We start from the raw sequence: 11,951 nt of genomic DNA, 5'->3' as shown, positions 1-11,951 counted from the left end.
ATTAGCCGACGATGGCGCCGATTTGCAGTTCAGTGAAGTTCTGCCGGTGACCCTGGCGTTTCTGATAGTGCTTGCGACGGCGCATTTTGAAAATGCGAACCTTGTCGTGCCTGCCGTGAGACAGCACCGTGACAGTAACAGTTGCGCCGGAAACCAAGGGCGTACCAACCTTGATTGAACTGCCTTCGCCGACAGCCAATACCTGGTCAATAACGATCTCTTGGCCTACGTCCGCAGCAATCTGTTCTACTTTAATTTTTTCTCCAGCAGCAACTTTGTATTGTTTGCCGCCGGTTTTTATGACCGCGTACATGTAAACCCTCGTAAATTGAGTTCTGCGGACGGATTTCCACAGAGCCCAAGATTCTAGCATCATGCCTAAAAAATGTACAGCCAGGCATGTTTCGCCATGGTTTGGGCACTTATGACGACAGTCGGCCTTTCTATAATCTGCCCACACTTAACGTCGGGACTTCCCTTTGTCTGCCAATTCTTCCAGTACCGCTGCTGCCCTTGCCCTGATCGCCGACGACATGCGGGCCATGGATGCCATCATTGCCCGCCGGCTTGAATCCGACGTGCCCCTGGTCGGCCAGGTGTCGCAATACATCATTGCCGCCGGTGGCAAGCGCTTGCGGCCCGCCCTGGTGCTGCTGATGTCGGGTGCCCTGGGCTACCGCGGCCCCCAGCGCCTGAACCTGGCCGCCGTGGTGGAATTCATTCACACCGCCACCTTGCTGCATGACGATGTCGTCGATGAATCCACGCTGCGCCGGGGCCGCTCGACCGCGAACGAGGTGTTTGGCAACCCGGCCAGCGTTCTGGTGGGGGATTTCCTGTATTCGCGGGCTTTCCAGATGATGGTGGAAGTCGGAGAGATGCGCATCATGGAGACGCTGGCGGAAGCCACCAATGTGATTGCCGAGGGCGAGGTGCTGCAGCTCATGAACATGCATGATGCCGGCTTGACCGAAGAAGGCTATCTGCGCGTCATCCGCTCCAAGACCGCCAAGCTGTTCGAAGCCAGTGCCCGGCTGGCGGCCTTGTTGGCCGGGTCTTCGGCCGATGTTGAGCAGCATTGCGCCGAGTACGGACAGGCGTTGGGTACGGCTTTCCAGGTGATCGACGATGTGCTCGACTATGACGGCGACGTGCTGGAAATGGGCAAGAACCTGGGCGATGACTTGCGCGAAGGCAAGGTCACGCTGCCGCTGATCATCGCCATGCAGCGAGGCACTGAAGCCGAGCGCTTGACCATCCGGCAGGCGATTGAAACCGGAGGCACCGGGCAGATGGCGGAGATCATTGCCATTGTTCAACAGACCGGCGCCCTGCAGGCCACCCGGGATACTGCTGCGGCAGAAGCGCTGCGTGCGCTGAATGCCTTGCAAACCCTGCCCCAAAACCCTTACAGTCATGCTCTGGAGCAGCTTGCCTCGCAACTGCTGGTGCGGCGCTCCTGAGGATCAACGCCGCTCGGGGTGTAGCTTAGTCTGGTAAAGCGCTACGTTCGGGACGTAGAGACCGGAGGTTCGAATCCTCTCACCCCGACCAGATTTCTTCAATGGAATCAACGGTTAAATGTGATCGAATGGTGTCACCAACAGGAATCGAACCTGTATCTAGCGCTTAGGAGGCACTCGTTCTATCCGTTGAACTATGGCGACACGTCTTGGCAAGTTGCGAAGAAACGGAATTGTATTCGCTGAACAGGCAATGATGAAAAGTCGGCTCGTACGAATTCAGTCGTATGGAATGGTGAAAATCAGGTCCACCGCGCTTTGCTGGCCTGCCTGAGCGCGAATCGTGAAACGCTGAGACAGATCGTAGAAAACAAACAGCGTTCCGAGTGCGCCCGAAATGCTGCGTTCGTACGCTGCGTAAAAATTGCGTGAAAAGCGTTTGCCCAGTGTGACGGCGCCGCCGGAAGTCGTGCCGTCCGCATTGCTCGACGCGCCCCGGAACGACAATTCGTCCAGACCCAGCGACGCGGCCAGGCCGCCAGACATGCCGCCACTTTTGCTGCCCAGCAGCGCCAGCGCGGCTTGCTGCAGCAACGCCGCTTCGGCCCCGCCCGAGGCCGAGGCCCGGCCCACGACCAGCCACGACAGCTTTTCAGCGTCCGGTAGTTCGGGTTGTGCATACAGCCGAACGCTGGGCAGCAGGGCCGTTCCGGTGATTTGCACGCCGACACGCTGTGTCAGGTTGGGGCGCACGGCCAGGATGTCGAGCGTCGGATTGTCAATCGCCCCGGTGAAGCGAATCAGGCCCTGTTCGACATCCAGCCGCTGGCCATAGGCGCGGTATTGCCCGCCAGCGGTCCTGACGGTGCCCAGCAGGCGCGGACCGCTCAGCGAGTCGCCGCTGAGCGCGAGCGTGCCTCGAACACGCGTATCGATGCCCTTGCCCTGAATCTGGAAATCGCGTCCCAGGTCGATCTCCACGGCCAGCTTGAGCGGCCGTGCCGCCTTGTCGGCCGTCTGAGTACTGGTCTTCTCGGGTGCCTTCTGGCCTGCAGCCGCACCGCTGGCGGTACGCACCACCACGTCATCGCCCAATTGCGGCGTGCCTTCTTCGGGCAGGAGGATGCGTGCCTGGTCAATGAGCAACTTGCCCGTGAGTTCGGCCGCGTCGCCCTTGAGGCTGGCCTGAACATCGCCCGAAACCGTCAGTTGACGGTCGGTGCGGATGCTGGCGCGCAGCCGCTGCAACCTGGCGTCAAGCTGAACCTGCGGCTTTCCGTCGATCCAGCCTGCTTCACCCTGGGCGGTCAGGGTGCCGCCGGCGCCTTTTTCGCCTGCGCCCTGAAGGGTGAACTCGTCGATGCGCATGCGGTTGCCGTCAAGTCGGGCGCGCAAGCGGCCATTGCCGAATTCGATGCCATCGACGACCGAACGCAGCGCCAGGTCATTGGCCTGCAAATCGCCTGCCAGGCTGGGTGCCGCACGCGTTCCACTGATGGCTATATCAGCCCCTAGCGAACCGCGCAAGCGCCAGCCGGGCGGCGCCAGCAAGGACCAGACGCCGATGCGTGGCAGTTGCGCCCGAAACTGGCCGCTCAGGGACGCATCTTCCGGCCAGAGCCATCCGCCGACCCCTCCTTGCCCGTCGGCGGCGCGCACCAGCCGCGTCTTGAGTTGGCCGCTGGCCGAGCCGGCGCGTTCGCTGTCCCAGACTAGCGCAAGGCCCAAGGCATCGCCAGCGGTTTCCAGCGAAATGCGGGCTTGCTTGATGCCGGCGGCGACGCGCGCCGAATTGCCTTGCACGCCTTCGGCCTGCACGGTGATGTCGCCGCTGCTGCGCGCCAGGCTGGCCTTGAGTTGCAGGGTGTTGCCGAGCACGGCGTCCCATTGGCCGTCGAAAACCAGACTGCCACCCAGGCCAGCGCCCTTCATTTGCGGACCGGCGAGCAATTCAACCCAGGCAATCGGCAGGCCGGTGATTTTTCCAGCGGTCACGAGTTCGCCGGATCGCCAGCGCACGGGTTGCCAGGACAGCGTGGCCTGGGATGGCGCAGCGCTTGAGACGGTGGTGGAGGGCGCGGTCAACAGCGCTTCGCCAGCGCCGCTTTCAAAGGCGCCGCCATTGCGCGTTGGCGTCCACCTGAGCGGCAGCGGACCGCGCGTTGCCAGCCGCCAGGCACCGGCGCCCAGGGACGGGTCTTCAACGCTCAGGTTCAGTTGCCTGAGCACGGCTTGCCAGGGCAACTCGTTCATTCCGGCATTGGCGTTGCCCGCCGGTTGCATGCGTCCGCCATCGCCTGCCAGTTGCAGCGCGTAGCGGCGCTGGTCGATTTCAACACGGCCCTGCGCCTCCAGTTGCGCCTGGCTCAGTCGGCCTGACAGTGTGGCCCGCAGTTCACGGATTTTCAGCAGGCTTGCGCCGGTTGCCGCAGTCGCAACAGGCGCAGGCGTTGCTGGCGTGACTTTTTTCGCTGTCACCGCCTTGGATGGGGCCGCGATCCAGTCCAGCGAAGGCACTTCCAGCGTCGCCTGCACGGCCGGGTTCTGCCAGCCGCCTTGCCATCGCGACCGAAGCCCGGCGTTGCCGCTGGCCGAAGCGTTCAGCACCGTAGCCGGCATGCCGGGCAGTTTTTGCAGCCAGCGCAGCGCCTGCGCTGCATCGCCAGCCCGCAATTGCAATTCGCCGTCGCCGCTGGCGGGCCGCAAGGCGCCCTTGAAGCGGGCGTTCAGGCCAGGCGCCGTCAGGTCGAGCGCCCCCTGGCCGCCTTTTTCGGCGGGCTGGACTTCAAACTGGCCCTTCAATTCGGCATCGTCGGTGCGCACCCGCAGCGCCGACAGCGCCAGCGTGCCGCCCGCTTGTTGCGAGTTCCAGGTTCCGGTGGCTGCGGCGTCACGCAGGCGCAACTGCTGCAGAAAATTGTTCTGGCCGGAATGGGTTCTGGGGGCTGGTCTGTTGCCGGCCGCATTCGTGCCGGACACGGCCTGAACGCTGGCATCAAACTGCACATTGGCGCCCTGGCCGCTGGCTTCGGCCTTGCCGTCCAGTGGCAGGGGAGCCAGTTGGGTGTGCAACTGGGCCGGGTTGATACGCCTGAGCGTGGCATCGAGTTTCCACGACTGCGCGGGCATTGCCGGAGCTGCTGCTGCGGTTTCGCCTGCGGGCGGTGGCTGTGTCCATTCACCGCTGGCCAGCAGTTCGCCGCCAGCCAGTTGCACCTTGAGGTTGCGCACCATGGCCACGCCATTTCGCCATTCGCCCTGGGTATCCAGTTGCTCCAGCGGCAGGCGCTGCTGGTCCCAGGGGCCGGGCAGCGCGTTGGCGAGTTTCAGCTGCAGCGACCAGGCCTGCGCGGGGGAAGATGGCGCGGCAGGGGCGCCGGCTTCGAGCGGCCTGACGCTGGCACTGCCGGTCAGCAGGGTTTGCGGCATGTCCGGCAACAACGCTGCGATGTCGAGATCGCGGAAGGTCGCATCGGCTTGCGGCAGGGGCTGCGCCGCCCAGGGCATGACGCGTGCGGTCGCGTTGGCCTGGGGCTGCGGGGCTGGTTTTTTTTCACCGGCAGCAGGCGCGGCCGTCATTTGTAGTTCGGCCTTGACCAGCAACTCGGTCAGGGGTCCCCTGGCGGTCACTTGGAATGCCAGCGGCACCAGTGCTGCACTGTTGGGGATGGCCGCATCGAGCGTGCCTGACAGGCTGGCATCGAGCGTCAGCGGGCTGCTGGCCGTCAGTGCCGCCTGTGCGCTGTAGCGACCCTTGGCCACGTTGACGCTTTTCAAGTCAAGTTGATGCTGCAGCCCGGTGTAGAGATAGCTCCCGGCAATCCCGGAAGCGGTGACTGCGGTCTTGCCCGCAAACTGGAACTGGCCCACCGAGAATTCGTCCAGCGCAATCCGCAAGGGAAGACCGAGCGCGTTGGGCGGTGTCGTCGGCATGGGGGTGGGGGGGCGCACGTCAGTGACTTCAACGCTGGCAGCGGCAATGCGGTCGAGCTTGAGCGTTCCCTGGAGCAGGGACCAGGCCTGCCAGGCAAGGCTGACGTCGCGGGCATCGACGGTGATGCCGTCCTGCTGCCAGTGCAATTGGTCCACATGCCCGCCAGCCCGCAAGGAGCCTGTCGCGCCTTCAAAGGTGAGCGGCTGCGACTGGCCGGCCCAGCGCAACGCCTTGGCCAGAGAGCCTTCGGTGCCTGCCCACCACCACAGCGCGCCCGTGCTCCCAACGGTCAGCGCTACAAGGCCTGCGGCTGTCCATGCGGCGGTTTTCAGCCATCGCCTCGCAGGCTTGGCGGCGGCCGTTGTTGACTGGTCTTCCGGATTGCCCGATGCCGCCATCAAAAGACAAAGCCCACACTGATGTGCAGGCGCGCCTGCTTTACCTTCAGGCCATAAGCCAGGTCGATCTGCAGTGGTCCGATCGGGCTTCTCCAGCGCACGCCGGTACCGATGCCGAAGGAAGGACGCAAGTCCTGCGCCTTGTCGGCCACCGCGCCGGCGTCAACGAATAGCGTGTGCTCGAATTCGCTGGACCGGCCCCTGAGCGTGATGGGGCGCTGCCATTCGACGCTGCCGACGGCCAGGTAACGGCCGGGACCGATCACGCCATTGGCAAGCGCAATGCCGATGTCGCGGTAGCCATAGCCCCGCACCGTGTTGTCGCCGCCGGTTCGGAACAGCTGGGTGGCCGGAATATTCGCAGTGTCCTTGGCCAGTACCGCACCGGCTTCCGCCCGCATCGCAATCCGGCCGCTTTCCAGGGGCTTGATTCCCAGCCAGCGGCCCACCGTGCGGGTGAACGGCTGGCGGTCCTGGCCCAGGGTGGTGCCGGCACCCAGTTCAATGCCGAGTGCGTAACCCCGGCTGGGAAAAGGCAGGGTGTCAAAGTAGCGGCCGGTCCAGACGTAATTGGCCGTCAGCGCCGAGCCATCGCCGGTAGCGGACGCTGAATTGTCCGCAAGCCCCGCACCCTTCACGCTGGCCCGGTCGTATTGCAGGTAGATGTTGCGGTCGATCCGGTCGCCAATTTGCGAACGGCCAAACCGCAGGCGCTGCGCCTGGGTGATCAACTCCTCGTCATTGATGCGTTCGACGCGGCCCAGCACGCCCCAGCGCCAGTTCGCTTCGTCGGGGATGGACGTCCATTCGGTCTGGGCGAAGGGCGATTTTTTTTCCAGCTGGAGCTTGGTCGTGGCGCGCCAGCCAATGCCGGGCACCCGGAGATGCGTGTGCTCCACCGATGCGCGCGGCCCGCTGTCAGTGGTCACGCCGACGCCCAGAATGATTTTTTGCAGCCTGGCTTCGCGCACCTGCACCTGTACGGGAACTGCCAGTGGGTCGTTCTCGGGGTTGATGAAGACATAGGCCGAATCAAAGTAGCCGCTGGACGCCAGCCGCAACTGCGCCTCGACCAGCCGGTTCAGGTCGTACACCTCGCCCTGGTTCAGCCGCGCCAGACGCGGCACCAGCACCGGGTCGTAGCGCTCCACGCCGCTGACCTGCATCGGGCCGAGCCGGTACAGCGGACCGGAATCCAGATCCACCCGCAGGCTGGCGGTGTGGTTCGGTGCGTCCACGTCGGCCAGGCTTCCGGCCAGCCGGCCGGCCGGGTAACGCCGGGCCACCAGCTGGCGCAGGGCTTGCGTCTTGGCGCTGCTCCAGCCATCCTGGGTGAATGGCTGGCCGGTTGGAAGGCGCCAGTCGCGTTCGATGTTCCCGCGCTGCGCGGTGGCGTCGCTGTCGGCGGAGTCGGCAATGTCGCCGGCAAAGGACAGGGCCACCGGGCCGATAACCGTGGCTTGCCCCGGCTCGACCGCGACCACGATGACAGGCCGTTCGTTGACGCCGCCTTCACGGGTGATGCGGATGTCGGGGCTGAAAAACCCGAGCGTGCCGACCAGGTTGCGCACATTTCGCTCGGCGAGCACGATCAGTCGTTCGATTTCGGCTTCATCCAGATCGGTCACGGCGCGGTAGCGCTGCAGTTCCAGGTGCTTTTCCAGCATGTCGCGCACGGCCGTCGGCGCCCGGACCGTGATGTCAAACGCCGTGACTTCGGGCTCGGCGCTGGTCGGACCGACGGAGCCTTGCGGCGTGTCCACGGGCGCGATATTTTCCGGAGGCGGCGCAGGCGGCGGAGCGGTTTGCTGAACATTCGACGGCGGGGTTGAACCGGAAGACATGGACGCGTCGCCAGACCCTGAGGGCCTTGCTGTTTGCGCCCGTACGGAGGTCCCTGAAACCAGGGCCGCGAGGGCAAGCGAAACAATGACAAGACGGGAGGGTCCTGGCATCGCCCCGGCGGCCTTGCGCGCGCAGTGGGTGCTGAAATGGGTCACGGGCGCGAGTTTACTTCGACATTATTTCGATAGCAGCCGGATGGCTTCCTCAAGCCCTTTAAGGGTCAGGGGATACATGCGCTGGCCCATCAGTTGCTGGACCACGCTGATGCTCTGGCGGTATTGCCAGACACCCTGCGGCTCGGGGTTGATCCAGGCGAACTTCGGGAACGCGCTGGTCAGTCGCTGCAGCCATTCGGCGCCGGCTTCCTCGTTGTTGTATTCGACACTGCCGCCGGGCTGCAATATCTCGTAGGGGCTCATGGTCGCGTCGCCGACAAAGATCAGTTTGTAGTCCTTGTTGTACTTGCGGATGATGTCCCAGGTCGGGAATTTCTCGGCGAAGCGGCGGCGGTTGTTCTTCCACATGAAGTCATAGACGCAGTTGTGGAAGTAATAGAACTCCAGGTGCTTGAACTCGGCCTTGACGGCGGAGAACATTTCCTCGACCCGGTGAATGTGGTCGTCCATGGTGCCGCCCACGTCCATCAGCAGCAGCACCTTCACGTTGTTGTGGCGCTCAGGCACCATTTTGATGTCAAGCCAGCCAGCGTTGGCGGCGGTGGAGCGGATGGTGTCGTCCAGGTCGAGTTCTTCCTGGTTGCCCTGGCGCGCAAACTTGCGCAGGCGGCGCAGCGCGACCTTGATGTTGCGCGTGCCGAGTTCCTGCGTGTCGTCATAGTCCTTGTAGGCGCGCTGGTCCCAGACTTTCACCGCGCTGCGGTTGCGGCTTTTTTCCTGGCCGATGCGAATGCCCTGCGGATTGAAGCCGTTGGCGCCGAAAGGCGAGGTGCCGCCGGTGCCAATCCATTTGCTGCCGCCTTCGTGGCGCTCTTTCTGTTCTTCAAAACGTTTCTTGAGCGTTTCCATCAGCTCGTCCCAGCCCATTTTCTCGATCTTGGCCTTGTCCTCGGGGCTGAGTTCGAGTTCCAGGTTCTTGCGCAGCCACTCAAGGGGAATGTCCTTGGTGAAATCGGCCACCATTTCCACGCCCTTGAAGTAGCTTGCAAAGGCGCGGTCAAACTTGTCGTAGTGCTTTTCGTCCTTCACCAGCACGGTGCGGCTCAGGTAATAAAAGTCGTCAATCTTGTAGGCGCCCTCGCTGGTCTCGCCATCGGGACCAAGCTCCTTGCCGCTGTTGGGTCCGACGACGCCAGCCTGCAGCGCTTCAAGCAGCATCAGGAATTCCTTGACTGACACCGGCAGTCTGGCCGAGCGTAGCGTGTAGAAAAAATCAATCAGCATGGTGGGTGGGCTAGTTGCGGGGTTTGCTGAGTTCGTGTTTCAAGTGCGCCTTGACCGTCGGCCACTCGCTGGCAATGATGCTGAACACCACCGTGTCGCGCAGGGTGCCGTTGGGCGCCATCTGGTGGTTGCGAAGCACGCCATCCTGCTTGGCGCCCAGGCGGGCAATGGCGGCGCGGCTGTCGAAATTGAACCAGTGGGTGCGAAATTCCACCGCGATGCAGTCGAGCTTCTCGAAGGCGTGTTTTAGCAGCAGCAGCTTGGCTTCGGTGTTCAGGCCGGTTCTTTGCACGCTTTTGCTGTACCAGGTATGGCCTATTTCCAGCCGGCGATTTTTGGCATCGACATTGAAGTAGCGCGTCGAGCCGACGATTTTTCCGTCCGACTTGCGGCGCACGACAAAAGGCATGGCGCCCAATTCGTCGCGCATTTTCAAGGCTGCCTCCATGTAGCCCATCACGCCGTCCGGACCGGCAATGGCCGTGTACCAGAGGTTCCACAACTCGCCGTCTTTAGCCGCTTCCAGCAGTTCGGCCTCATGTTTTTGTTCCAGCGGCTCCAGGATGGCCCAGTCGCGGCCGGCCAAGGTCGGGGGTTCGATAAATCGCATGGGTTTTATCGCGTCAGCGGTTGTTGCGCTGCATGAACACCAGCTTTTCAAACAGCGTCACATCCTGCTCGTTCTTCAGCAGCGCGCCGATCAGCGGCGGCACCGATACTTTCTGGTCGCCGCTTTGCAGCGCTTCAAGGGGGATGTCCTCTGCGACCAGCAGCTTGAGCCAGTCGAGCAGTTCGCTGGTGGACGGTTTCTTTTTCAGGCCGGGCAGGTTGCGCACGTCGTAAAACGTTTTCATCGCGGCGGCCAGCAGTTCTTTTTTGAGCGTCGGGAAATGCACGTCCACGATACTTTTCATCGTGTCGGCGTCAGGAAACTTGATGTAGTGGAAAAAGCAGCGGCGCAAAAAAGCGTCGGGCAATTCTTTTTCATTGTTGGAGGTGATGAACACCAGGGGCCGGTGTTTTGCCTTGATCAGCTCGCGCGTCTCGTAGACGTAGAACTCCATGCGGTCGATTTCGCGCAGCAGGTCGTTCGGGAATTCGATGTCGGCCTTGTCGATTTCATCGATCAGCAGGGCCACCGGCTGGTCCGCCGTGAAAGCCTGCCACAGCACGCCCTTGACGATGTAGTTGTGGATGTCCTTGACCTTTTCATCGCCGAGCTGCGAGTCGCGCAGGCGCGAAACGGCATCGTATTCATACAGCCCCTGCTGTGCCTTGGTGGTGGACTTGATGTGCCATTGCAGCAGCGGAAGATTCAGGGCCTGGGCCACTTCCTCAGCCAGCATGGTCTTGCCGGTACCCGGCTCGCCCTTGACCAGCAGCGGGCGGGTCAGGGTCGATGCGGCATTCACCGCCAGCATCAGGTCCGGCGTGGCAACGTAGTTTTTGGAACCGTGAAATTTCATGATTTTTGGAGTCGGCGTATTGATGTGGATGGGGTATTTGGCCGGATTATCGGCAATGGTCCGCGTTTGGGCGGGCGCAGATATAATCCGACGTTGTTTAAACGATGATTTTTCACCGGATTGTGCGCGCAAAATGAATAAGCTGTTCACCTCGATATTCGCCCTGGCTGTCTCTTCCGTGACGATGGCAAGCCTTGCCCAGGACATCAAGGGCGATGCCAACGCCGGCCAGACCAAGAATGCGATGTGCATTGGCTGCCACGGTATCAAGGGCTACCAGTCCTCGTTTCCCGAGGTATACAAGGTGCCCATGATCTCGGGCCAGAGCGCGAACTACATTGCCGCTTCGCTGCATGCCTACAAAAAAGGCGACCGCAAGCATCCGACCATGCGCAGCATTGCCGCCACCCTGACGGACCAGGACATTGCCGACCTGTCGGCCTACTACAGCGCGCACGGCCTGGTAGCCGGCGCCCAGTTGCCTGACAAGCCCGCCAAAGAGCCTGGCACCGACGTTCAGGCGCTGCTGAACAAGGCCAATTGCGCATCCTGCCACGGCGCCAATTTCAGCAAGCCCATCGATCCTTCCTACCCCAAGATTGCCGGCCAGCATGCCGACTACCTGTTCGTGGCGCTTAAGGCCTACAAGAACGACAACGCCGGCAATGCCAACGCCAAGGTCGGCCGCGCGCACCCCATCATGGGCGGCATGGCCAAGCAGTACACCAATGCCGAACTCAAGGCGATGGCCAACTACCTGTCTTCCGTGCCGGGTGAGCTCAAGGTGGTTCCGGAAAGCCGCTTCCGCTGATCCTGCGAACACTGGCGCGAATGCAAGGAAAAAGCCGCTGGACCAGCGGCTTTTTTGTGCGTGACTATCGTCTTGTCAGGCCCAATGCCTGCTCCATCTCAGTCTTTGGTGGCCTGGCGCTGCACGCATTCGATGTATGCCGCGCCATCGGGCGGCCGGCCTGAGCGCTGGCTTTCCCAGACCATCCGGCCCAGGCACTCCATCGCTTCATGGTGCGCATCGTGCAGCGAACGGCGCCGCGCGGTCAGCAATTCAACGGCCTGGCGGATGCCGCGCGGCTGGTCAATCGAGCACTGCTCGCTGATGGACAGGTGCATCGACAGGTGCAGGAAAGGATTGGTATGGCCGCCTTCCACGCCATAAACCTTTTCAAGCGCCGTATCCATGTTCATGAAGTCGGCCTGGTATTCGGGATGTTCGTCGATCCACTGGCTTGCTATGGTTTCAATAGCTTCCAGCGGTTGACTGGTGCGGGACTTGGCATAAACAGAGCAAAAAAACCGGCGAACGTCGGCTTGTGAGGGCGTAAACATGGGCCAGAGCCTATCACGCAGGCTTTTTCCATTGCGTGCGTGATGATTTGACTGCGGTTTCCCGTCCAGCCTGACGGCCCGGGTGAAGGACAAGCCATGCA

The 11,951-nt window shown here is 62.4% G+C and carries 9 protein-coding genes and 2 tRNA genes; 3 read left to right on the top strand and 8 right to left on the bottom strand.

What is annotated here, in order from left to right; genetic code table 11:
- Nucleotide 1 precedes the first annotated feature (1 nt).
- Nucleotides 2–313 carry a 50S ribosomal protein L21 gene (rplU, locus tag EC86_RS0112185; protein WP_011800165.1) on the bottom strand — a complete coding sequence of 104 codons (312 nt, stop codon included), beginning with the start codon at nucleotides 311–313 and terminating at the stop codon, nucleotides 2–4.
- Between the two features lie 166 nt (nucleotides 314–479).
- On the opposite strand from rplU, the gene EC86_RS0112180 reads away from it, so the two are divergent.
- On the top strand, nucleotides 480–1,463 hold the full coding sequence (locus EC86_RS0112180) for a polyprenyl synthetase family protein (RefSeq protein ID WP_029525902.1): 984 nt from the start codon (nucleotides 480–482) through the stop codon (nucleotides 1,461–1,463).
- A gap of 14 nt (nucleotides 1,464–1,477) precedes the next feature.
- Nucleotides 1,478–1,554: transfer RNA gene (locus tag EC86_RS0112175), tRNA-Pro, on the top strand.
- Between the two features lie 38 nt (nucleotides 1,555–1,592).
- Here the strand turns inward: EC86_RS0112175 and EC86_RS0112170 are convergent.
- The 6 genes from EC86_RS0112170 to EC86_RS0112145 all read right to left on the bottom strand — a co-directional run bounded on the left by EC86_RS0112170 (nucleotide 1,593) and on the right by EC86_RS0112145 (nucleotide 10,506).
- Nucleotides 1,593–1,667 (bottom strand) — tRNA-Arg (locus EC86_RS0112170).
- Nucleotides 1,668–1,742: 75 nt separating this feature from the next.
- Nucleotides 1,743–5,795 carry a translocation/assembly module TamB domain-containing protein gene (locus EC86_RS0112165; RefSeq protein ID WP_029525900.1) on the bottom strand — a complete coding sequence of 1,351 codons (4,053 nt, stop codon included), beginning with the start codon at nucleotides 5,793–5,795 and terminating at the stop codon, nucleotides 1,743–1,745.
- A complete protein-coding gene (locus EC86_RS0112160) occupies nucleotides 5,795–7,639 on the bottom strand; it encodes an autotransporter assembly complex protein TamA (protein ID WP_232229876.1) in 1,845 nt (614 codons plus the stop codon). The genes EC86_RS0112165 and EC86_RS0112160 overlap by 1 nt, the downstream gene beginning before the upstream one ends.
- Nucleotides 7,640–7,816: 177 nt before the next feature.
- On the bottom strand, nucleotides 7,817–9,040 hold the full coding sequence (locus EC86_RS0112155) for a vWA domain-containing protein (protein ID WP_029525897.1): 1,224 nt from the start codon (nucleotides 9,038–9,040) through the stop codon (nucleotides 7,817–7,819).
- A 10-nt stretch (nucleotides 9,041–9,050) separates the two neighbouring features.
- Entirely contained in the window at nucleotides 9,051–9,650 is a 600-nt protein-coding gene (locus EC86_RS0112150; protein ID WP_029525895.1) for a GNAT family N-acetyltransferase, read from the bottom strand.
- A gap of 13 nt (nucleotides 9,651–9,663) precedes the next feature.
- Nucleotides 9,664–10,506: an AAA family ATPase gene (locus tag EC86_RS0112145; RefSeq protein WP_029525894.1), complete on the bottom strand. Its 843-nt coding sequence runs from the start codon at nucleotides 10,504–10,506 to the stop codon at nucleotides 9,664–9,666.
- Nucleotides 10,507–10,639: 133 nt separating this feature from the next.
- Between EC86_RS0112145 and EC86_RS0112140 the strand changes: the two genes are divergently transcribed.
- On the top strand, nucleotides 10,640–11,317 hold the full coding sequence (locus EC86_RS0112140) for a c-type cytochrome (protein WP_029525893.1): 678 nt from the start codon (nucleotides 10,640–10,642) through the stop codon (nucleotides 11,315–11,317).
- Nucleotides 11,318–11,415: 98 nt separating this feature from the next.
- Here the strand turns inward: EC86_RS0112140 and EC86_RS0112135 are convergent, their stop codons facing one another.
- On the bottom strand, nucleotides 11,416–11,850 hold the full coding sequence (locus EC86_RS0112135; RefSeq protein WP_029525892.1) for a DUF1841 family protein: 435 nt from the start codon (nucleotides 11,848–11,850) through the stop codon (nucleotides 11,416–11,418).
- Nucleotides 11,851–11,951: the final 101 nt, after the last annotated feature.

This window comes from Polaromonas glacialis, assembly GCF_000709345.1.
GTDB classification, from domain to species: Bacteria; Pseudomonadota; Gammaproteobacteria; order Burkholderiales; family Burkholderiaceae_C; genus Polaromonas; species Polaromonas glacialis.
Note: the sequence above shows the minus strand (reverse complement) of the source record. Positions and strands in the feature narration are given on the sequence as shown.